22 protein-coding genes, 3 tRNA genes and 1 riboswitch are annotated in these 21,419 nt (G+C 62.3%); of the genes, 13 read left to right on the top strand and 12 right to left on the bottom strand.

The features are described 5' to 3' along the window. The first annotated feature begins 5 nt into the window (after positions 1-5). The 5 genes from ACEN8U_RS17960 to ACEN8U_RS17980 all read left to right on the top strand — a co-directional run bounded on the left by ACEN8U_RS17960 (position 6) and on the right by ACEN8U_RS17980 (position 4,982). Positions 6-929, top strand: coding sequence for a YicC/YloC family endoribonuclease (locus ACEN8U_RS17960; protein ID WP_015003536.1), 924 nt, complete (start codon positions 6-8; stop codon positions 927-929). A 17-nt stretch (positions 930-946) separates the two neighbouring features. Continuing rightward, positions 947-1,630 carry a guanylate kinase gene (gene gmk, locus ACEN8U_RS17965; RefSeq protein ID WP_013589315.1) on the top strand — a complete coding sequence of 228 codons (684 nt, stop codon included), beginning with the start codon at positions 947-949 and terminating at the stop codon, positions 1,628-1,630. Between the two features lie 60 nt (positions 1,631-1,690). Beyond that, positions 1,691-1,894 (top strand): DNA-directed RNA polymerase subunit omega, encoded by a 204-nt coding sequence (gene rpoZ / locus ACEN8U_RS17970; RefSeq protein WP_006025620.1) that lies wholly within the window; start codon positions 1,691-1,693, stop codon positions 1,892-1,894. Positions 1,895-2,035: 141 nt separating this feature from the next. Next, complete coding sequence (locus ACEN8U_RS17975; RefSeq protein ID WP_015003535.1) at positions 2,036-4,396, top strand: RelA/SpoT family protein; 2,361 nt, start codon at positions 2,036-2,038, stop codon at positions 4,394-4,396. 94 nt (positions 4,397-4,490) lie between these two features. Then, positions 4,491-4,982 carry a phage protein NinX family protein gene (locus ACEN8U_RS17980; RefSeq protein WP_015003534.1) on the top strand — a complete coding sequence of 164 codons (492 nt, stop codon included), beginning with the start codon at positions 4,491-4,493 and terminating at the stop codon, positions 4,980-4,982. 125 nt (positions 4,983-5,107) lie between these two features. Here ACEN8U_RS17980 and ACEN8U_RS17985 read toward each other — a convergent pair. Next, positions 5,108-5,184: transfer RNA gene (locus ACEN8U_RS17985), tRNA-Arg, on the bottom strand. 80 nt (positions 5,185-5,264) lie between these two features. Next, positions 5,265-5,341 (bottom strand) — tRNA-Arg (locus tag ACEN8U_RS17990). Positions 5,342-5,461: 120 nt separating this feature from the next. Here ACEN8U_RS17990 and greB point away from each other — a divergent pair. Then, positions 5,462-6,031, top strand: coding sequence for a transcription elongation factor GreB (gene greB, locus ACEN8U_RS17995; protein ID WP_015003533.1), 570 nt, complete (start codon positions 5,462-5,464; stop codon positions 6,029-6,031). Positions 6,032-6,142: 111 nt separating this feature from the next. On the opposite strand, the gene ACEN8U_RS18000 is transcribed toward greB, so the two are convergent. Then, positions 6,143-7,288: a porin gene (locus ACEN8U_RS18000; protein WP_013589311.1), complete on the bottom strand. Its 1,146-nt coding sequence runs from the start codon at positions 7,286-7,288 to the stop codon at positions 6,143-6,145. Between the two features lie 529 nt (positions 7,289-7,817). Beyond that, the gene (locus ACEN8U_RS18005; protein WP_015003531.1) at positions 7,818-8,093 is read right to left on the bottom strand and encodes a hypothetical protein; all 276 of its coding nucleotides are present in this window, start codon (positions 8,091-8,093) and stop codon (positions 7,818-7,820) included. A 429-nt stretch (positions 8,094-8,522) separates the two neighbouring features. Between ACEN8U_RS18005 and ACEN8U_RS18010 the strand changes: the two genes are divergently transcribed. After that, positions 8,523-8,726 carry a cold-shock protein gene (locus ACEN8U_RS18010; RefSeq protein ID WP_013340210.1) on the top strand — a complete coding sequence of 68 codons (204 nt, stop codon included), beginning with the start codon at positions 8,523-8,525 and terminating at the stop codon, positions 8,724-8,726. Between the two features lie 189 nt (positions 8,727-8,915). Beyond that, positions 8,916-10,076, top strand: coding sequence for an exonuclease domain-containing protein (locus ACEN8U_RS18015; protein ID WP_041745694.1), 1,161 nt, complete (start codon positions 8,916-8,918; stop codon positions 10,074-10,076). 68 nt (positions 10,077-10,144) lie between these two features. Here the strand turns inward: ACEN8U_RS18015 and ACEN8U_RS18020 are convergent, their stop codons facing one another. Together ACEN8U_RS18020 and ACEN8U_RS18025 are read right to left on the bottom strand one after the other, a co-directional pair. Further along, a complete protein-coding gene (locus ACEN8U_RS18020) occupies positions 10,145-10,741 on the bottom strand; it encodes a chorismate mutase (RefSeq protein WP_015003529.1) in 597 nt (198 codons plus the stop codon). A 277-nt stretch (positions 10,742-11,018) separates the two neighbouring features. After that, on the bottom strand, positions 11,019-11,168 hold the full coding sequence (locus ACEN8U_RS18025; protein WP_006050185.1) for a hypothetical protein: 150 nt from the start codon (positions 11,166-11,168) through the stop codon (positions 11,019-11,021). Between the two features lie 687 nt (positions 11,169-11,855). On the opposite strand from ACEN8U_RS18025, the gene ACEN8U_RS18030 reads away from it, so the two are divergent. Then, positions 11,856-12,041, top strand: a complete 186-nt coding sequence (locus ACEN8U_RS18030) for a hypothetical protein (RefSeq protein ID WP_175126333.1) — start codon at positions 11,856-11,858, stop codon at positions 12,039-12,041. A gap of 135 nt (positions 12,042-12,176) precedes the next feature. Here ACEN8U_RS18030 and ACEN8U_RS18035 read toward each other — a convergent pair. The 5 genes from ACEN8U_RS18035 to pepN form a co-directional block, all read right to left on the bottom strand. Beyond that, positions 12,177-12,252: transfer RNA gene (locus tag ACEN8U_RS18035), tRNA-Thr, on the bottom strand. A gap of 54 nt (positions 12,253-12,306) precedes the next feature. Continuing rightward, a complete protein-coding gene (locus ACEN8U_RS18040) occupies positions 12,307-13,323 on the bottom strand; it encodes a class 1 fructose-bisphosphatase (protein WP_013589306.1) in 1,017 nt (338 codons plus the stop codon). A gap of 247 nt (positions 13,324-13,570) precedes the next feature. Then, positions 13,571-14,026: a HigA family addiction module antitoxin gene (locus ACEN8U_RS18045; protein WP_015003527.1), complete on the bottom strand. Its 456-nt coding sequence runs from the start codon at positions 14,024-14,026 to the stop codon at positions 13,571-13,573. A 16-nt stretch (positions 14,027-14,042) separates the two neighbouring features. After that, positions 14,043-14,324 (bottom strand): type II toxin-antitoxin system RelE/ParE family toxin, encoded by a 282-nt coding sequence (locus tag ACEN8U_RS18050; protein ID WP_015003526.1) that lies wholly within the window; start codon positions 14,322-14,324, stop codon positions 14,043-14,045. 195 nt (positions 14,325-14,519) lie between these two features. Beyond that, positions 14,520-17,225 (bottom strand): aminopeptidase N, encoded by a 2,706-nt coding sequence (gene pepN, locus ACEN8U_RS18055; RefSeq protein ID WP_015003525.1) that lies wholly within the window; start codon positions 17,223-17,225, stop codon positions 14,520-14,522. 253 nt (positions 17,226-17,478) lie between these two features. On the opposite strand from pepN, the gene ACEN8U_RS18060 reads away from it, so the two are divergent. Next, a complete protein-coding gene (locus ACEN8U_RS18060; protein WP_013589302.1) occupies positions 17,479-18,192 on the top strand; it encodes a DUF4136 domain-containing protein in 714 nt (237 codons plus the stop codon). A gap of 46 nt (positions 18,193-18,238) precedes the next feature. On the opposite strand, the gene ACEN8U_RS18065 is transcribed toward ACEN8U_RS18060, so the two are convergent. Next, positions 18,239-18,811 (bottom strand): TMEM165/GDT1 family protein, encoded by a 573-nt coding sequence (locus ACEN8U_RS18065; RefSeq protein WP_013589301.1) that lies wholly within the window; start codon positions 18,809-18,811, stop codon positions 18,239-18,241. 56 nt (positions 18,812-18,867) lie between these two features. After that, positions 18,868-19,039, bottom strand: a riboswitch (yybP-ykoY riboswitch). A 522-nt stretch (positions 19,040-19,561) separates the two neighbouring features. Here ACEN8U_RS18065 and ACEN8U_RS18070 point away from each other — a divergent pair. Genes ACEN8U_RS18070 through ACEN8U_RS18080 form a run of 3 tightly spaced genes read left to right on the top strand, consistent with a single transcriptional unit; the run spans position 19,562 to position 21,417 of the window. Beyond that, the gene (locus tag ACEN8U_RS18070; protein ID WP_041746369.1) at positions 19,562-20,365 is read left to right on the top strand and encodes a beta-ketoacyl synthase chain length factor; all 804 of its coding nucleotides are present in this window, start codon (positions 19,562-19,564) and stop codon (positions 20,363-20,365) included. Continuing rightward, complete coding sequence (locus ACEN8U_RS18075; protein ID WP_041745692.1) at positions 20,349-21,143, top strand: lysophospholipid acyltransferase family protein; 795 nt, start codon at positions 20,349-20,351, stop codon at positions 21,141-21,143. Before ACEN8U_RS18070 ends, ACEN8U_RS18075 begins: the two co-directional genes overlap by 17 nt. Next, positions 21,118-21,417 carry a phosphopantetheine-binding protein gene (locus ACEN8U_RS18080; protein WP_013589298.1) on the top strand — a complete coding sequence of 100 codons (300 nt, stop codon included), beginning with the start codon at positions 21,118-21,120 and terminating at the stop codon, positions 21,415-21,417. The genes ACEN8U_RS18075 and ACEN8U_RS18080 overlap by 26 nt, the downstream gene beginning before the upstream one ends. Positions 21,418-21,419 lie beyond the last annotated feature (2 nt).

The following is a 21,419-nucleotide window of genomic DNA, read 5'->3' on the forward strand; positions in this document are numbered from 1 at the left end:
ATACGATGATCTACAGCATGACTGGCTATGCGAGCGCGACCCGCGAACTCGTCGCGGCGTCGGGCACGGGCGGCGTGAGCGTGTCGGTCGAACTGCGCACGGTGAATTCGCGCTTTCTCGACCTGAACTTCCGTATGCCCGAAGACGTGCGCGTGTGCGAACCCACGTTGCGCGAAATGCTGATGAACAAGCTGTCGCGCGGCAAGGTGGATATTCGCATCAATCTGCAGCGTAGCGAACAGACGGCGAACGCGGGTTCGATCAATCATGACGCGCTGACGCAACTGGCGCTGCTCGAGCGCACGGTGCTCGCGACGTTTCCCGACGCTGGGCGTCTGCGCACCGGCGAGATTCTGCGCTGGCCCGGCGTGCTCGCCGAAACGGGCGTGGCGCCCGACGAGCTGCGCGATGCGGTGCTCGCGTGCGGCAAAGAGGCGCTTGCGGATCTGATCGACGTGCGGGCCCGCGAAGGCGCGCAGCTCGCCAACATGCTGATCGCCAACGTCACGGAGATGGAAGCGATCGTCACGAAGATCACGCCGCTCGTGCCGGAGCTGATCGCGAAGCATCAGCAGAAGATCGTCGAGCGTTTGCAGGAGGCGCTCGGCATTGCCGCGCCGGACACGGCTGCGACCATCGTGTCGCGCGAAGAGATCAACGAGCGGATTCGCCAGGAAGTGACGATGTACGGCATCCGCATCGACATTGCCGAAGAACTGTCGCGCCTTACCGCGCATCTGAACGAAACGCGCCACGTGATCCAGAAGGGCGGCAAGGTGGGCAAGCGGCTCGACTTCATGATGCAGGAGCTCAATCGCGAGGCGAACACGCTCGGCTCGAAGGCGGCGGCGAAGGAACTGGCGGATTCGTCGATGACGCTCAAGCTGCTCATCGAACAGATGCGCGAGCAGGTACAGAATCTGGAATAAGGCCGGAGCATCACAACATGACCGATCATCACACACGCGAAAGCGGCGCACCGCGCAACCCGTATGCCGGCGCCTATCCCGGCAACCTGTTCATGGTCGTCGCGCCTTCGGGCGCCGGCAAGTCGACGCTCGTGAACGCGCTGCTCGCCGGCGACGACGCGATCCGTCTGTCGATCTCGTACACGACGCGCCCGCCGCGTCCAAAGGAGCAGGACGGCGAGCACTATCACTTCACCACGGTCGACGACTTCATGCGGCGGCACGACGCGGGCGAGTTCCTCGAAAGCGCGGAAGTGCACGGCAACTACTACGGCACGTCGCGCGTGTGGATCGAGGAGCAGATGAAAAGCGGCCATGACGTGCTGCTCGAAATCGACTGGCAAGGCGCGCAGCAGGTGAAGAAGCAGTTTCACAACGCAGTGGAAATCTTCATCTTGCCGCCGTCGCTCGAAGCGCTCGAAGAGCGTCTGAAAAAGCGCGGCCAGGACGAGCCGAACGTCATCACGCGACGCCTGCTCGCGGCCGGCAGCGAGATGGCGCACGCAGCCGAAGCGGAGTACGTGGTGATCAACGAGAACTTCGATCGCGCGCTCGGCGAACTGCAGTGCCTCGTGGCGGCAACGCGCTCGCGCTTCGCCTCGCAATACGCGCGTCATACGCAGCTTTTCGTGCAGCTCGGCATTCACCTCCCGCACCCCTGAGCGCGGCGGCGATTCGAGCACATAAGGTAGAATAAGCAACATACTGAGAAGGAACCCAACATGGCCCGCATTACCGTCGAAGACTGTCTCAAACAGATCCCGAACCGTTTCGAACTCGCGCTCGCCGCAACTTATCGCGCGCGTCAGCTCGCTCAAGGCCATACGCCGAAGATCGAAAGCCGCGACAAGCCCACGGTCGTCGCGCTGCGCGAAATCGCGGCCGGCCAGGTCGGTGTCGAAATGCTGAAGAAGGTGCCGGTTTAACGCGCACTGTCTCCACGGTCGTTTGCTGATCGGCCAGATCGGTCAGCCAGTCTTCCTGCCGCAATTTTTAGCGGTCTCTGCTACACCTGATTGCATCGAGCTGCAGACCGGCGTCCACTCCCAACCGCTACGGAGGCGAACATGAGTATCACCCCGCCCACCGCTACGGAAGCGGAGCACGACGCCGATTCGCCTTCGTCTGCTCGCAAGTACATCGACGCGGTCCTCGAACAGTCGTTTCGCCATCTGTTCGGACCGACTGCCACGCCGGAGCAGCCGCGCCGGCATGACGTCGTTTCCATTGCCAAGCTGACCTCCGCATTGTCCGGCTACCTGCAGCCGGAAGAAATCAAGGAGGTCAAGGCGGCCTTCCATTTCAGCGACGAAGCGCACCTCGGCCAGTATCGCCAGAGCGGCGAGCCCTACATCACGCACCCGGTCGCCGTCGCGGAAATCTGCGCCGGCTGGAACCTGGACGGCCAGGCCATCATGGCGGCGCTGCTGCACGACGTGATGGAAGACCAGGGCGTGACCAAGGCGGAACTCGCCGAGCGTTTCGGCGCGAAGGTCGCGGAACTGGTCGACGGTTTGTCGAAGCTCGACAAAATGGAGTTTCGCAATCGCGAGGAAGCGCAGGCGGAAAACTTCCGCAAGATGCTCCTCGCCATGGCGCGCGACGTCCGCGTGATTCTGGTGAAGCTCGCCGACCGCCTGCACAACATGCGCACGCTCGGCGCAGTGCCGCCGGAAAAGCGCCGCCGCGTGGCGCGCGAAACGCTGGACATTTACGCGCCGATCGCCCACCGGCTCGGTCTGAACAATACGTATCGCGAGTTGCAGGACCTGAGCTTCGCGAACTTCAATCCGCACCGTTACGCCACGCTCGAAAAAGCGGTGAAGGCGGCGCGCGGCAACCGGCGCGAAGTGGTCGGCAAGATTCTGGAGTCGGTGCAGCGCGCCATTGCCGACGCGAAGATCGACGCCGAAGTCACCGGCCGCGAGAAAACCATCTTCAGCATCTACAAGAAGATGCGTGACAAGCAGCTGTCGTTCTCGCAGGTGCTCGATGTATACGGCTTTCGCGTCGTGGTCGACAGTGCGCTCGAGTGCTATACCTGCATCGGCGCACTACACGCCTTGTACAAGCCCGTACCGGGCAAATTCAAGGACTACATCGCGATCCCGAAGGTCAACGGGTATCAGTCGCTGCACACCACGCTCGTCGGTCCGTTCGGCGCGCCGATCGAGTTTCAGGTGCGCACGCGCAAGATGCATGAAATCGCCGAAGCGGGCGTCGCCGCGCACTGGCTGTACAAGAACGGCAGCGCCGATCTGAACGACGTGCAAAAGCGCGCGCACCAGTGGCTCAAGTCGCTGCTCGACATTCAGAGCGAAGCGGGCGATTCGAGCGAATTCCTCGAACACGTGAAGATCGACCTGTTCCCGGACGCGGTCTATGTGTTCACGCCAAAGTCGAAAATCATGGCGCTGCCGCGCGGCGCCACGGCGCTCGACTTCGCGTATTCGATCCACAGCGACCTGGGCAACCAGTGCGTCGCCGTCAAGATCAACAATGAATTGCTGCCGCTGCGCACCGAGCTGAAGAGCGGCGATATCGTCGAAGTCATTACCGCGCCGTATTCGAAGCCAAATCCGGCGTGGCTCGGCTTCGTGCGCACCGGCAAGGCGCGTTCCGCGATTCGCCATTATCTGAAGACCATGCGGCTGAACGAATCGGTTCAGCTTGGCGAGCGTCTCGTCGACCAGGCATTGAAGGGCTACGGTCTCGCGCTGTCGGACGTCACGCCCGAGGCGTGGGAAAAGCTCGTGCAGTGGACGGGCAACAAGAACGGCCAGGAAATTTTCGCGGACATTGGTCTTGGGCGGCGCGTCGCGGCGGTCATGGCTAAACGCATCGAAGTGCTGATGAGCGGCCGCGACGCGGACGACGATGGCTCGCGCTCCGATTCCAGCTCCGCGCCTCATGCGCCGCCGGTCGTGATTACCGGCACGGAAGGCATGTCGGTGCAGCTGTCCGCCTGCTGCCGCCCCATTCCGGGCGACAACATCATGGGCTACATCGGCATCGGCCTCGGCATGGCGATTCATACGACCGATTGCCGCGTGGCGCAGCGCATTCACCGGCGCGATCCCGCGCGTTGGATCGACGTTGCGTGGGCGCCGCAACCAGGGCGTCTTTTCGACGTTGCCGTGAAGGTGCTCGTCAAGAACACCAAGGGCGTGTTCGCGCGAGTCGCCGCGGACATTACCTCGGCGGACGCGAACATCGTGCACATTGCGATGGACGAGGACTTGTCGCAGGAATCCACGATTCTGCGCTTTGTGATTCAGGTCAGCGATCGCGTGCATCTCGCCAACGTCATGCGCCGCGTGCGCACGAACCTCGACGTCATGCGCATTGCGCGCGAGCGGCCGAGCGACGACGGGCATCACCGGCATGACGGCGGCATGCGCATCGAGCGCGAGCGGGCCGATTACTGAGTGTCGGCGCTCATCTGCGCCGTCAATCTCCTTTCTTCTGCAGGAACGCACCGGCCATAGGCGAGTCTGACCTGAAAACTCAGGGAGAACGCTGATGAAAGTAGCTGACCTCGAGGGCCTCGCGCTCGACTATTGGGTGGCCCGCAGCCTGCACGACTTCGTGCGCGAAATTCAGTTCACCGACAGCGGCGAGACCGTCGCGATTCGCGGTAACGACCGGGGGCGTCCGTGGGACGGCCGTTTTACGCCTACTACTTCATGGGACGCCGCGGCGGTGGTGCTCGAACGCGCGCGCCGGCTGGAAATGCGCGAGCGCAGCGAGGAAGGTCCCGCGCACTGCGTCGCGGAATTCGAAGGCGGCCGTGGAACGGTGGAGGGGCGCGCAGACTCGGTGCGGGTGGCGCTGCTGCGGGCGTTTGTTGAGAGCCGGTTCGGCGACAACGTCGGCGAGATGCTGCACGAGCCGCAGATGCTGGTGGGCGATAAGGCGCGGCGCATCGGCGAAGCAAGCGCAGGCGACACGTTCGAAGATGTGCCGAGCCCGGACGGGCATATCGGCGATATTCAGTCGCCGCCGCGGCCCTGACCGCCGGCGGGGCGGTTGCTGGAGCGGTCGTTCCGAGCCGTCCGGCAAATGCCGCGAACACGGGCGCCTTGAAACGGCGCGCCTGAAAAGACAAAGGGCCTTCCGCCTGGAAGGCCCTTCAGAGGTGGTGCGGCTGGCAGGATTCGAACCCACGACCCCTTGGTTCGTAGCCAAGTACTCTATCCAACTGAGCTACAGCCGCACGCGAAACAGGTAATGCAGTACAAACCGTGAAACTGGGTAAAACGTAAGGGCCTCCCCGGAGGGAGGCCCTCGAATAAGTGGCGCGGCTGGCAGGATTCGAACCCACGACCCCTTGGTTCGTAGCCAAGTACTCTATCCAACTGAGCTACAGCCGCACGCAGAAACGAGATTATAGCAAAGGTTTCAAAAAAGGGAAGGGCGTCCGTGCGATTTGTCTCATTGTCATGATCGTGTACCCTAGTGGGGCAGTCGTTTGCTGCAGCTTATGGATCATCATGAACAAGGCCTTTGTCAAAGAGTCGAGCGACGATAACGACGACGATCTCGACGTCGCCCAGCCGGACATCCCCGCGGGTACCAAGAACTACATCACGCCGGCCGGCTATCGTCGAATGCGTGACGAACTGCTGCATCTCATCGACGAGGAGCGGCCGGAAGTCGTCAGGCTCGTGTCGTGGGCGGCTTCGAACGGGGACCGTTCCGAGAACGGCGATTACATCTACGGCAAACGCCGCCTGCGCGAAATCGACCGGCGCATCCGTTTTCTGACCAAGCGCCTCGACCTCGCCGAGGTGGTCGACAGCAGCAAGCAGGAAAATGTCGATCAGGTTTTTTTCGGCGCCACTGTCGAATATGCAACGGAAGACGGCGAAGAGCACACGGTGACGATTGTCGGTATCGACGAGGTGGACCTCGATATCGGCCACGTGAGCTGGATCTCGCCGATCGCGCGCGCGCTGCTGAAGGCCAAGGTCGGCGATACGGTGACCTTGTACACGCCGGCCGGGCCTCAGCCCATCGACATACTCGACGTCAAATATCCGCCGCCCGACAACGGCGGCTAGTCGCCCGCTTGCGGTAGCTTGACCTGGCTCGCCGGCGCGGCACGTTCCTCGCGGGCAATAAAAAAAGCGCCGCGAGCGGCGCCTTTCGTGCTGCGAGTCTTGCCGGCTGCTTTAGAAACGGTGCCGCAGACCTGCCGTGACCGCGACCTGCTTGTTGTTGCTCGAAGCAGCCAGTCCGTTGATGTCCGCGCCAACAATCGCGTTTTCGTTGACTTGCTGGTATTCGCCTTGCAGGTAGACGTCCGTGCGCTTGGACAGCGCGTACGCCGTTTGCAGGTTGAACTGGTTCCAGTGCGGACGAGTGCCGGCGAGGCTGGCTCGCGTGTACGTGTACGAACCGGCGATGCTGACAGCCGGCGTCAGAGCGTAGCGCGCGTTGGCTTCGAAGTTCTGGAAGTGCGCACTGCCGCCACCGAATGCGATGCCGCCCGTTTGGCCCGACGCGCCTGCGCCGATGCCGGCGAGACCGGTCAGGTTCGTCTGCGAGTAGACAAGGCCGACGGTGGCCGGACCGAACGCGTAGTTCGCGCCCGCGCCCCAGGTTTGCTGACGGCGAGCGAAGAAGGTGTTGTCGCTCGACACCGCGCCGCCCGAGTTGAACGCCGCCGCTGCGCCCGTCGCGCCGTTGCTGTTCAGTTGCAGGTAGGCCGCGCCGACATTCAGGCCGCCCCAGTTGTACGACGCGCCCGCGCTGTAAGCCCGGTTGTTCGCGAAGCCGTCAGCCTGGTTCGAGAAGCCATACATGCCGCCGAACTTGAGGCCGCCGTAGTTCGCGCTCGTGTACTTCACCGAATTGTTGACGCGGAACGAGTTATTCAGGTTGTCGTTGTCGAACGGGTGGGCGAACTGCGTGCCGCCGTATTGCGTGCCGGTCAAGGCCAGCGGGCCGACGAAGTCGACGACGCTGTCGTATTGACGGCCGAGCGTCACCGCGCCGAACTGCGTGCTGGACAGGCCGACGAATGCCTGACGGCCGAATTCGCGACCGCCTTGCTTCAGCGAGCCGTCATTGATACCGAAGCCGTTTTCCAACGTGAAGATTGCCTTCAGGCCGCCGCCGAGGTCTTCAGCGCCGCGCAAGCCCCAACGGCTGCCGTTCACCGAGCCGCTCGTCTGCTGCCAGTTGCTGTGACCGTGCTGGTTGTTGGTATAGGTGATGCCGGCGTCGATCAAGCCGTACAACGTGACGCTGCTTTGAGCGTGCGCCGCAGTTGCAAAAACGCCCGACAGGGCGGCGACCATGAGAGTCTTTTTCATCTTGTTACTCCGAAAGCGAGAATTGGCAGTGAATCCTGCTTCGGAAAACCTTCACGCGGGCGCTGCGAGAGGCGTATCCGCGCAAAGTGCGCCTGTAAGTGGCGCTGTTTTCCGGTTACGCAAAGTGTAGAGAGAGCGTCTAATGAATGGGCGTTTCGCTTTTTGCAATAAAGTATTACAGCAGCCGAAACGATATATGGGCGCCCTGAAAGCCGCGCCAGTCAAGGGTTTCAGCCGTGCCAGCGAGAGGTGCGGCGAGGTAGTGTGAATTGGCGTTGCGAATTTACGACGCTAAGCCGATGTGAAAAAACAACACGCGTCACTGAGTGAAACCATTGTTGTTATTGTCGCAACAGACGATTGTTATTTGTGTGAATAATCGAATTGAGATTAAAGGCTATACTGGAAGCTCTGCTTTTCGAAGCAGACTTTTTCTTGACGAAAAAGATCTCCAAACCTTTGTCGGCGCGACTTTTCAGTCGCGCTTTTTTTGTCTGTCGATTATGCGTGGGTGCCACGCAGCGGACGATCAGTGCGCGGATGCGGTGGCGTCCGCGTTCCACCATTCGTTCGCCGTTGAAGCGCTCCAGTCTTCCATGACGTAGCGGCGGGCGTCCATCGGCGAAGAAAGCAGATTTTGCCAGTGGTCGCCGTGCCAGACAGGCTCGAAATCGAAAGCCGATGCTGCACCAGCCTCAGCTTCGCCGCGCGAAGCATGAGGCACAGCACTAGGCACGGGCGACTGAGACTCTGCAGAACGAGGAATCAGTTTAGAAAGAAAGCGGTGGATATCACGGAACTGCATGGCAATCTCCCGATGCGTATTACTGCAAATGCTGAGTTTCATGATGCGGTTCGTCGGCAGCTGCGAACAACCCGGAGAAACACTTACCAAAGTCACAAATAGTTACAAAACCACGATCGGAGCGGGAACAATTTCCTCTTTTGACCGTGATTAAGCGCGCGATCAGTATTTCTGACGTAAGGGCGAGTATCAAAACGCCTGTCGCTTCCGCCATCCGGCTAACTTTTCGCTTATCCAATATTGTGCTTAGGGCTTATTTAAAATTCGCTTGACGGTGATTCGCCGCTCCCCGTATAACGGCAAAGCTGATTTCAGTAGCCGCTCCGAGTGCGCAATGCCTCAGGGATATTCCGTATGGATAAGTTGGCAATGGATTGAGGCGTTGTTGGGCATTGCCCGATTTGATAATTCGTTGAGGGAAACTGGAAAATGGAAACAGGTATCGTCAAATGGTTTAACGATGCTAAGGGCTTTGGCTTCATTACGTCGGACTCGGGTGGCGAAGATCTTTTTGCGCATTTCTCGGAAATCCGCACGGAAGGCTTTAAATCGCTGAAAGAAAACCAGCGCGTGTCTTTCGACGTGAAGGCCGGCCCGAAGGGCAAGCAGGCGGCGAACATCCAGCCGCTCTAAGCAGCGACCTGCTTGCCTCGCGCTGCGGGGCAGGCCGTACCTGCTGCTAGAAGCCCTCGTGTAGACCGCGAGGGCTTTTTTCTGATTCTGCCGAGATGGCCTTTCCGATTGAAATCCAATCCGGTTTTTAGCGTCGGCCGCTAACTAGTGCATACTTGGCGCAAAGTCACGCGTCCAAGCTTCCTCTTCATGTCTGAACCGTTTTTGGCCGAACTGGCCCTCTCAGAGCCTATCGTCTTCGTCGATCTTGAAACCACCGGCGGCTCGACTAGTGAGCATCGCATTACCGAGGTGGGTGTCGTGGAAGTGGGGCCGACGGGTGTCACGCGGTGGAGCAGCCTCGTCGATCCGCAGCAGCCGATCCCGTCGTTCATCCAGCAGCTCACCGGAATCACCAACGCCATGGTGCGCGGCGCCCCGACGTTCGAGGCCATCGCGCCCGATTTATTCGCGCGCCTCGACGGTAAGCTGTTCGTCGCGCATAACGCCAGCTTCGACCGTGGTTTCCTGCGCGGCGAATTCCGGCGCGTCGGCATTTCATTCGACCCGGACGTGCTGTGCACCGTGCGCCTGTCGCGGGCGCTATTCCCGTCGGAAAAGCGTCACGGGCTCGATGCGCTCGTCGAGCGCCATGCGCTTGTGCCGTCGGACCGCCATCGCGCGCTCGCCGACGCGGATCTGATCTGGCAGTTCTGGCAGCGCCTGCATGGTCTCGTGCCGCTCGACGTGTTGCGCGCGCAGATCGAGCGGACGACGCGGCGCTATCGCCTGGCAGGCGACATCACTGAAGAGCTGCTGGAAACAGCGCCGGCCGGCTGTGGCGTCTACGCCTTCTATGGAGACGACGACCTGCCGTTATACGTGGGGCGAAGCGTGCGCGTCCGTCAGCGGCTTCGCGCACATCTGACAGGCGAGCGGCGCTCGTCGAAGGATAGTCGGCTCGCGCAACAAGTGAGGCGAGTCGAGTGGCGCGCCACCGGCGGCGAATTGGGCGCGATGCTCGCCGAGGCGCAGTGGATTGCCGCGCTGCGGCCGGGGCACAATCGCGTGCCGCGCGCCACGAAGAGCGATCCCGTCGGCGCGCCCTGGCCGTTCCAGGGCCCGGTCGTTTTTGAAGAGCGCGAGGCGGCCTCGCAAGCGTGTGCTTTCCATGTCGTCGACGAGTGGCGCTACCTGGGCCACGCGCCGTCGTTGGCGCAGGCCGTCGAACTGCATGCCGCGCGCGCGACGAGTGGGTTCGAGCTCTCGACGTACCGGATCTTGCAAAGCCACCTGGCGCGCGGCTTGAGGATGACGCCGCTGAATGTTGCGGGCGCCGAGCCCGCCGCGCCGGTCGTGAGTCTCGACTAAATGTCTTGGCTCGCCATGCGAGCCCTGCTGCCGCGAACTGAGCCGGGGCTTTGCGTCTACCGCGTCTGTCAGCCGGTCGCGCCGACGCCACCCGTTTCACAGACGTGTCCCAGAGCGCGATTGAGCGCGTTCGACCGCGTCGAGTCATAGCGAGTCAGCGATTTCCAGTTGGCGAGCGATTGCGCCACCCGCGACGGACAATCCGGCGCCGCGCGCAGTGGCTGCACGCGAGCGAGGCCGGCAATGAGCGATTGGGTCAAGCGATCGAGTTGCGGCCGCGTGCTGGTGGCAAGGTCCGGTGCCGGCTCTTGGGGCGGCTGACTGGCGCGCCAGCTTGCGAACAGCGCCTTCTGCACCTCTTTGCTCGCATCGATCTGATCCTGAAAGAAAGCGCGCGCAAATGCCGGATCGACGTTGGCCGCCGCCGCGCGCTTCTGCACATCGGAGAGCAGCGCTTCTTCGCGCGGCTTGTCGGTGATCTCCTGATGATTGGCCCACTTCCAGCGCGCGACCGGCTCAGCAAGCGCAAGACGCTGCGACGCGAGGGCGATCAGGTTGGTGAGCGCGGTGTCGTCGCCATCGGCGAGGGCGGGGGCCGGCGCCAACGCGGCGCAGGCGAAGAGCGCGAGCGCGCACGGCGCAGCAAAGCGAAACAAACGATTCATCGGCTGAAGGGGCCGGGCGGCCGGAAGAAAAAATCAGAAGAATAGACGATGTGTGGGCGCGTAGACGCTTCCACCCGCAAAAGAGCCGCCGAGGATTTCGGTGGAAAAGGGGATCTTGCGGAAGCGGGGGCACGCAAAGCGCGGCGCGTGCGCCGTCACCGGGCGGCGGCAGTCCGTCTATTTGAGGCGTCGAACAAAAAGGGGTTATGGAGTGCGCGAGCGCCCGCGACCCGTGCGACGAGCACGAGGACGGCTACCGCGTTGCGCCACTGCACAATTACTTTGCGTCGCACGACTTACGTTGTTCGTCGAAAAAGGCGCGCACATGCTCCGGCAGTTCCGCACCCAAAAATTCGACGCCGACAGGTTCCGGATCCGGGCTAAAGACTTTATCCGGGGTCGGAATCTTCGGTGGTTTCGCATCCATGATCTTTCTCCTTTACAAACCCATTATCGGCCCCAAGCGCGGTGTCGCACCAGTGTCCCATTAGCATCGCAGCGCATTTGTTGCCGCATTTGTTGCTTTAACGGCACAGCGCACCAATTCGGCAGAACCTTCTGATTAAATTTATAGATTCGCTGCCGTTCCTGTTCTGCGGTCTGCCGTACGTTGAACGCCTCAATTCCCCGGTGGATTCCCTGAGAGGCTTGTCCGGCGGACAGTTCACGCTCTTTCCGCGCTTTACTTGTGAATTGGCCGTTCTTCCGCTGCGGGTATTCACCGATTAGCCGCCATTTGATGCACTGCCGCATCGGCACCATTTTCCGGGCGAAAAGGCGAACGTTCGTTTATTACCGACCCGATAATCGATTGGCGCGAAGGCCTGTGTCTTTGTAAACGAGCGACCTGTCTCGCCGTTGACGGTTTGCAGCGGAATTTTTAATCCGAGCTCTGAATGCTTGGACAGGTCAGCGAATGGGTGCGGCAATTTCCTGACGCTGGCATTAAGGTCGGGCGGTTCGCGACAAAACCTCACCTTTCAATGACAACCTGCGCAATCGCGACTACGGCTTCTATGATTGAAGAGCCAATCGGCAGGCAAAAGTGCGTTGGGCAACCGACGCGCGGCTGTCGACACGGAAGATGGTCATCTTCGCCTTCAGAGAGTTCGTCATGGAAAACGCGGTTTATTGGAACGGACGTCAGGTCGGGATCGAATGCGGGGGCCGCATCTCGTGGTTCTCGTCGGCTCCGCCGGAAGCGGTTGCTGCCTATTGCGGCGAGCCGCACAACGGTGCTGCGCAGGCTGTCACGACGAGCGATGCGGTGGTGGCGCGCAATCTTGGCAAGGTTGCGTAGCCGCGCTTCCTGGGTGCAACAGGCTTTCTTGAGTAGCCAATGGCTGAAGACGGACGTTAGCGCTTGATCAGCGCAGCATCGACAGAAAAACAAAAAGCCCAGTCGCGAGGACTGGGCTTTTTGCTTGAATCTTGATGGTGCCGGAAAGAGGAATCGAACCCCCGACCTTCGCATTACGAATGCGCTGCTCTACCGTCTGAGCTATTCCGGCATCAGGAGAAACGAGATTATAGGGACTTCTTTATTGGCTTGGCAAGCCCCTGAGTCACTTTTTTGTTTCGAGATGGTAGCGGGTCACGCGATCGACTTCGTTCTTCGAGCCGAGAAACACCGCGACGCGTTCATGCAGGCTCTTCGGCAGAATGTCGAGAATGCGTTTCTCGCCATTGGTTGCGGCGCCGCCCGCCTGCTCGACGATAAACGCCATCGGGTTCGCTTCGTACATCAGACGCAGCTTGCCGGGCTTGTCCGGCGTGCGCTTGTCGGCCGGATACATGAAGATGCCGCCGCGATTCAGGATGCGGTGCACGTCCGCGACCATGGAGGCGATCCAGCGCATGTTGAAGTCGCTTTGACGCGGGCCTTCCTTGCCTTGCTTCAGCTCGCTGATGTATTGCTCGACGGGCGGATACCAGTGGCGTTCGTTCGACGCGTTGATCGCATACTCGCGCGTTTCGACCGGAATGCGCATATCGCTTTGCGTGAGCACCCACGACCCCAGTTCACGGTCGAGCGTGAAGCAATTCACGCCGTTGCCGGTGGTCAGCACCAGCACGGTTTGCGGGCCATACACCGCATAACCCGCGGCGACCTGCTGCGTGCCCGGCTGCAGGAACGACTGCTCGGTGGGTTGCTGGCCGTCGGGGCAGCGCAGCACCGAGAAGATCGTGCCGATGGACACATTCACGTCGATGTTTGACGAGCCGTCGAGCGGATCGAACACGAGCAGATACTCGCCCTTCGGATAGTTCGCGGGGATGGGGAAGAACTGCTCCATTTCCTCCGACGCCATGCCTGCGAGATTGCCGCCCCATTCGTTCGCCTCGAGCAGGATCTCGTTGGACAGAATGTCGAGCTTCTTTTGTACCTCGCCCTGGACGTTCTCGCTGCCCGCCGTGCCGAGCGCATCGCCCAGCGCGCCTTTGCTGACGTGATAGCTGATCGCCTTGCATGCGCGCGCGACGACTTCGATCAAAAGGCGCAGATCGGCCGGCAGGTTGTTGGTTTCCCGCTGCTGCTCGATCAGGTACTTCGTGAGAGTGGTACGACGTTGCAAGGACATGCTGTACTCCAGGAGGCTTGAGGAATATCCCGATTTTAACCGCTCGGTGTGTCGGCTCCGTGCTTTTGCTCGCGGTGCGGACATGAAAAGCGGGTACGACGCGGCATGGACCGCGGCGGCAAGCGCCGGCAACTATCGAAAGCCGCCCAAGCTGGCCCGCAGGCCGTGCAATCAGCCACCCGCAGCCACCGGCAACCAGCCAGCAGGAGCAATCAGCAGGAGCAACCAGCAGCAGCCAACTGTCCCGTCAGCCCTTGCGCCGCGCCTTGCCGGCCGCCGCGCTGCCGCAAAGGCTTGCCGCAAGTGCCGCGGCCCGCGCGTGTTCCGCGGACACTTTTGGCAGCTTCGGGCGATCCGCCTTCGGCATGGGTTCGATCTCGCGTTCGATCTGCTCGCCCGCGGCTGCGGTGGCAACGCGCAGGTCGTAGGCGATTTGCAGATTGAGCCAGAACTGCGCGCTTGCGCCGAAGTAGCGCTCGAGCCGCAGCGCGGTGTCGGCGGAGATTGCGCGCTTGCCGCGCACCACGTCGTTGATGCGCGGCGCCGGCACGCGCAACGCAAGCGCGAGCGCATTGACGGACATGCCGAGCGGTTCGAGGAACTCGCTGCGCAGAATCTCGCCAGGATGGATTTCCTCGATGTCGTCTCCGGTGTCGATGTCGGAGAAATCGGTACTGCCCAGGTCGGAGCGTTTGATGACCATGCCGGTCTCCCAATAATCAGTGATAGTCGACAATCTCAACATTCAGCGCCTCGCCGTCGATAAAGTGAAAACAGATGCGCCATTGCGCATTGACCCGGATGCTCCATGGTCCGCTGCGCTGACCCTGCAATGCTTCCAGCCGGTTGCTCGGCGGCGCGTGCAAGCTGTGGATGGACTCCGCGGCGTCGATCATCAGCAACTTGCGATACGCGAGCGCCTGGATATGACGCAGCAGCGTATTCACGAACTTGCCCTGGAAGATTCTTGCCGTAGCCTTGTCGCCAAATGTTGTGATCATGGGAATAGTATAACGCATCGCATTAAATGTAAAGCATCAAATGAATGCGTTTACTTTCCCTCAGCGCGGCGTGCGTGAACAGTCAGCCAGATGGCTAACGTCGACGCGAACCGGCGACCTTCGCACGAAAGGCGGGCGAAAAAAAGCCGGCAACGCGTGCCGGCTTGTCCGTGTCGAGCGCCGCTCAAACGCGCATCATGCGAGCGCCTTTTCGACGATCTCGCGCACGTCACGCGACTTCACCTGCGACGCAACTTTCTCGAGCGCCGCGCGCATGCCTTCGCGCAGCGTCGGCGTAAAGCGGCGCCACAATTCGAGCGAGCGCGCGAGGCGGGCGGCCACTTGCGGATTGATGGCGTCGAGCGCGATCACCTGGTCCGCCCAGAACGCATAGCCCGAGCCGTCTTCGGCGTGGAATTGCGCAGGGTTCGCCGCGCAGAAGCTGAAGATCAGCGAGCGGGCGCGGTTCGGATTTTTCAGATTGAACGCGGGATGCGTCATCAGCTTGCGCACGATGTCGATCACGGGACGCTGCGTACCGCCGCGCTGCGTAGCCTGCAAGGCGAACCACTTGTCGATGACGAGCGGCTCCTTCTCGAAGCGCTGGTAGAAGTCGTCGAGCGCATGCTGCGCCTCAGCGCTGCCGCCATTGGCCGCCGCTGCGTTGAGCAGCGCGGACAGGGCCGCCGCGCGGTCGGTCATGTTGTTCGCCGCATCGTATTGCGCAGACGCAAGCCGCACCGCTTCCGTCGGGTCATCGAGTTCGGTGAGATAAGACAGCGCGAGGTTCTTCAGTGCGCGATGGCCGGCCGCCGACGGCGTGGCCTCGTACGGGCCGGGCGTGCGGTGCTGGTCGTAGATCTTTAGCCATTCGGCCTTGAGCGCGTTGGCGAGGCGCTTGCGCACGAACTGCCGCGCCGCATGCACGGCCGCCGGATTCGATTCGGCCATTTGCTCGGCCAGGTACGCTTCGGACGGCAGCATCAGCGCCAGTTCACGGAACGCCGGCGACAGCGATTCATCCGTGAGCACGCGAGCGAACGCTGCGACCACCGAGTCGTCAAGCTCCAGTTGAGCACCCATTGCGGCGCGTGCCGCGAGCGTCAGCAATTCCCGTGTGGCGAGCCGCTGACCGGCTTCCCAGCGGTTGAACGGATCGCTGTCGTGCGCGAGGAGGAAGGCCAACTGTTCGGCGGAGTAATCGTACTCCACGATCACCGGCGCGGAGAAATTGCGCAACAGCGACGGCAGCGGCTCCTGCCCCACGTGGACAAACGTGAACGTCTGCTCGGCCTGCGTCAGTTCGAGCACGCGTGTGGTCGCTGCGGACGCCTGCGCCTCGCCTTCCAGTTGCAGCGGCAGATCCTTGCCGTCCTTGCCGATCAGGCCGATCGCAAACGGAATCAGCAGCGGTCCCTTCTGCGTTTCGCGCGCAGCCGGCGCGGCCTCGCCGTAACCCTGCGCGAGCGTCAGACGGTAGCGCTGCGTCGCGGCGTCGTAAGCGGCGCGAACCGAGACACGCGGCGTGCCCGCCTGGCTGTACCAGCGCTCGAACTGCGCGAGATCGCGGCCGTTCGCGTCGGCGAGCGCATGGCGAAAGTCGTCGCAGGTGACCGCCTGGCCGTCATGACGCTTGAAGTACAGGTCCATGCCCTTGCGGAAACCCTCGCGGCCGAACAGCGTCTGATACATCCGCACGACTTCGGCGCCTTTTTCGTAGACGGTCATCGTGTAGAAGTTGTTGATTTCGACGTAGCTCTCCGGGCGCACCGGGTGGGCCATCGGGCCGGCGTCTTCGGCGAACTGCATCTGGCGCAGCACGCGTACGTCTTCGATTCGCTTCGTTGCGCGCGCCGCTTCGTCGCTGCCGTTGGTCTGGCCGCCCGCCATGTCGGCCGAGAACTCCTGATCGCGGAACACCGTGAGGCCTTCCTTGAGGCTCAGCTGGAACCAGTCGCGGCAGGTCACGCGGTTGCCCGTCCAGTTATGGAAATACTCGTGGCCGACCACGGCCTCGATGTTCGCAAAGTCCGTGTCCGTAGCCGTTTCCGGGTTCGCCAGCACGTACTTCGTGTTGAAGATGTTGAGCCCCTTGTTCTCCATCGCGCCCATGTTGAAGTCGCTCACGGCGACGATCATGAAGCGGTCCAGATCCAGCTCGAGCCCGAAACGCGCTTCGTCCCAGCGGATCGAGTTGACGAGCGAGTCCATTGCGTGACGGGTCTTGTCGAGATCGTGCGGCTCGACCCATACCTGCAGCAGCTTTTCCTTGCCCGAGCCGGTCTTTACGCGCTCTTCGAGTGCGACGAGTTTGCCGGCGACCAGCGCGAACAGATAGCTCGGCTTCCTGAACGGGTCTTCCCAGCGCGCGAAATGACGGCCGTCGGGCAGATCGCCTTCCTCGAGCAGATTGCCGTTCGAGAGCAGCACCGGATAGTCGGCCTTGCTGGCGCGCAGCGTGACCGTGTAGGTGGACATGACGTCCGGCCGGTCGAGGAAATAAGTGATCCGGCGAAAGCCCTCGGCCTCACACTGCGTGAAGAAGTTTCCGCTCGACACATACAGGCCCGACAGCGTGGTATTCGCCGCCGGATTGCAGATGCTCGCGAGCGACAGTTCGAAACTGTCGGGCACGTTGTCGAGCACGAGACCATGCTCATGCGGCCGCGCGTTGGCGAACGGCTGGCCGTCGAGCGTTGCGCTGACGAACTCCAGTTGCTCGCCCATCAACTCCAGATGCGGCGCGCGAGTGGCGTCCGGGTTGCGGCGCACCCGCATGGTGTTCCTGACGACGGTGCGTTCGGGCAGCAGATCGAACTCGAGTGCGACGGTATCGATCAGAAAAGCGGGCGGCGCATAATCGGCGCGGCGGATCACATTGGGCGTTGCGGTATCGGCCATGGCGTTCTGTAGTGATGGGACTCGAGCGGCCGGCGCGCATGAGTACGCGAGCCGGGCTTGTCGAGCCATTGTACAAAGCCTCGGGCGATTGTGCGGAGGGCGCTTTTCCGAATGGCCGTCTGGCCGATGCGCTTTCAGGCGCCCGGGCGCGCACTCGCCGCCCGGAATCTGGGCGGACCGGAACGGCGGGCAGGGCCTTTGGTCTACGTACAATAGAAATACGCGCCAACACAAACGCTTCACGAGGTAGACCATGAAAACGAATTCCTGGACGCGCCGCGCCATGCTGCTGCTTGCGGCGCTGACCGCGCTGCTGTCCGGTTGCACGACTTATGTGACCACGCAGGTCACCGCTTTCTCCGACTGGAGCGGCAGCGACGCCACCCGCACTTATGCGTTCACGCGTGAACCGGAACAGCGAAGCAATCTGGAACTGAGTACTTATGAGCGCATCGTCGCCAACGAGCTCGCCACGCACGCGTTTCGCCAGGTCGACCGGAATGAAGCGCGCTATCTCGTCGGGCTTTCTTACGGCATTCGTTCGGACCTGGTGACGGTCGCCGAGCCGGTGTACTACAACCCGTGGCCCGCGCCTTATTGGGGCTGGGGCCGGCCGTTCGATCCGTGGGGCCCATGGGGGCCGTTTCCTGCCGGCTATGTCAACCAGAGCTACCCGATCTTCACGCATCTGCTCGGCGTGCGGATCACCGAGCGGGCGACCGGCAAGGAGGTCTACAACGTGAGCGCGCGCAACTCGGGCGCGGAGTCGTCGCTGGTGCGGGCCATGCCGTATCTCGCGCGCAGTGCGCTCGCCGACTTCCCGCTTGGCAACGGCGTCGTGCGTACGGTGAAAATTCCGCTCGACAGAAACGGCGGCACTTCCAACGAAACCGCCGTGCCCGCCGCTGGCGCCGCTGCTGCTGCTTCAGCGCCTGCGGCCGCGCCGGGCGCCAAAGCCGTGCAATGAGCGAGCGCAAGGGGGCGACCGCGCGCGCCCGGAGCGCGCGTTATGTTCAGAGGCCGCCGCCGAACAGCGCCATCGTCCCCAGCACCACGAAGAGAATAGCGGCGATGCCGTGCACGAGCTTCGTCGGCAGACGGTGCGCGAAGCGGTCGCCGAGCAGGATGGCCGGCACGTTGGCGATCATCATGCCGAGCGTGGTGCCGGCCACCACGCCGAAGAAGTCGTGAAAGCGGGCGGCGAGCGCCACCGTCGCAATCTGCGTCTTGTCGCCCATTTCGGCGAGAAAGAAGGCCACGACAGTGGCGCCGAACACGCCAAGGTGCGTGCGGTTCGCGTTGGCTTCGTCGTCGTCGAGCTTGTCGGGCACGAGAATCCACAACCCCATGCCGATAAACGAAACAGCCAGCGCCCAGCGCATGAGGGTCGGGGTGAGCAGCGAGCCGAGCCATGCGCCGAGCGCGCCCGCGCCCGCGTGATTGACAAGCGTCGCGGCCAGCACGCCGAGGATGATCGGCACCGGCTTGCGATAGCGGGCGGCCAGAACCAGCGACAGCAATTGCGTCTTGTCGCCGATCTCGGCGAGCGCGACCGCTCCGGTCGAAATGAGAAAAGCGTGAATCACGTGTTTTGAGTCCCCGGGCCGAGAAATGTGCGAGCGACGACCCACGACACGCCGGGCCCAATTACGGCGGGGTGTGGGTCATCGGTCTCGCCAGGCCGGAGGCTGCGGCTGCCATGGCCGTGACGGCCAAGTCTGTTGACAGGCGCCCCCGCGAACGCACGTTCAGCGAGCCTGGCGCGATTGCCGGGCGAACGTGCCGCGGGGCGGCTACTCCCCAATGAGGGGCGGATTATAGCAGGCGTAGCGGCGCGGTAGTCGGGCCGGGCGTGCCGTCGACGGGAATGCGAATGTATGCAACTGCAACAGCCGTCGTAGAAAGTTGGTTGAAAGTATTTCGGTCATTTTCTTTACACGTGCCTCCTCGCTGCGACCCTGAATGCCGGCAAAACCGCGTCTCCAGGGATATTCCCAAGATGCGGCCCGAAATCTCTGCGAAATCGCAATACGATTTAAACCACCGTCGCAACAACGAGACGGATACAGACGGATACGTCTTTAGTGGCTGATTTAATCCAGAATATTCAGTATGATTCCGGCGACTAGCTGAGCCCGAGCCAAACCACAAGGCCAATCGTCAAACGGTCTAAATAATCGGGCCAAAGTGCCGTTAATTCGCTGAACCCTACAAAAGAAGTCTGGATTGTCCTCCGGCTGGAGATTTGCCGGTCCGCGCGGCGCGCATACGCTGTGACGGCTGCGTATTCCGTCAGGCGCTTCAGCCTCTCCTTGCATCAACGCGCGAACACCGATATGCCCGATCCGCACTGGACCATTCCGGTCGCTCGCTGGTCTAGCTGGCCTGCTGCCGCACCTGCCGCACCCGACATCGGCTTTATCGAGCCGATCGTGCGGCGGCGTCTCAGCACGCTCTCCCGCGTCGCGCTGAAGGTCGCGCACGATTGTGTCGGCGGCAATGAGGCGCGTGTGGTGTTCGCCTCGCGGCACGGCGAACTGCGCCGCACCACGGACATCCTTCGCACCATCAGCGCTGGCGAGCCCGTGTCGCCCACCGCCTTCAGCTTGTCCGTCCTCAATGCCATGACCGGTGTGTTCGGCATCGCCCGCGGCGACCGCTCGGCCGCGAGCGCGATTTCGGCGGGTCCGGAAACGCTCGGCTATGCGCTTCTCGAAGCCTATGCGCAACACGCGGCCCAGCCGGCGTCGCCGGTGCTGCTCGTGTATGCCGACGAACCGGCCGACCCGGCATACGGAACCATCGAAGACGAAGTGCAGGGCGGGGCGATTGCGCTGCTGCTCAGCAGCGAAGCCGGGCACGGCCATCTGGTGTGCACGCGCCTGGCATCGCCGGTCGGGCAGCAGTCGGAGCTAGCGGAGCAAGGCGCAGGGAGTGCCGTGAGCACCAGCGGTACTGCGAGCGCAATGAGTGAGATGAGCGAGATGAGCCAAGCAGTCGGCGCCGCCGATGCTGAGACCGCAACCCGCTTCGCCACGCAGAGCCAGGCGCTGCTGCATTGTCTGGAAACCGGTAAACCCGCCGCGTGGCAAGGCGACGGTACGCTATGGCATTGGGGATGGCATGAGCGAGCGGCTTGATTACGCCTGGCGATTCTTCGCCACCGGCATGGCTTTCGTGGTGTTCGGCATCTGCGGCGTGCTGTTTTCGGTGCTGGTGTTCCCGCTCGCGTGGCTGTGGCCGCATCGGGCCTCGCGACAGTTTGCCGTGACGGGCGTGATCCACTGGTTTTTCCGCGCGCTCGTCGCCGTGTTGCAGCGGGTCGGCGTGATGGAGCTGGAAGTCTCCGGTGCGGACGCATTGCGCGCGCGCAAGCCGTCTATCGTGGTGGCCAATCACCCCACCTACCTCGACGTGATGGTGCTGCTTTCGCTCACGCCGCACGCGTGCTGCGTCGTGAAAAACGCGCACTGGAGCAACCCGTGTTTCTGGGGCATCGTGCGATCGGCGGAATATGTGAGCAACGCCGATCCCGCGGAACTCGTCGAAGCCGGCGCAAGGCAGCTCGCGGCAGGCTATACCATGATCATTTTTCCGGAAGGCACGCGCAGCCCGGCGCGCAACCGGCTGCATGCTTTCTCGCGCGGGTTCGCGCATATGGCGCTCAAGGCGGACGCGCCGATCGTGCCGGTGCTGATGGATTGCGATCCGCCCGCGTTCACGAAAGAAATGCGCTGGTACCACGTGCCCGCGCGAGCGTTCCGCATGCGCGTGAACGTGCTCGCGCCGCTTCCGGTAGACCGGCTTGCAGCAGACGACATTACACCGGCACTCGCCGCGCGCAGCGTGACGAGCGCCGTCGAAGCACATATCACTCAGCACCTGTTCGATTATGGATTCTTTAAAACTGGAAATTAAGCAACTCCTGATCGAAGCGCTCGATCTGGAAGACCTGAGCCCCGCCGATATCGACGACGACGCACCGTTGTTCGATACCGACGGCATCGGTCTCGATTCGATCGACGCACTCGAAATCGGCATCGTGCTGCGCAAACAATATCAATTGACCATTGCGGCAAACGACGAACGCACGCGCGAACACTTCCGCTCGATCAGCACGCTGGCCGCGCTGGTGGCGAGTCAGCGCGAAGCGGCGCATACCGCGAACGAAACCAATAGCAAAGGGGAATGACC

Origin of the sequence: Paraburkholderia phenoliruptrix (assembly GCF_047325075.1) — a bacterium.
Lineage (GTDB): Bacteria > Pseudomonadota > Gammaproteobacteria > Burkholderiales > Burkholderiaceae > Paraburkholderia > Paraburkholderia phenoliruptrix.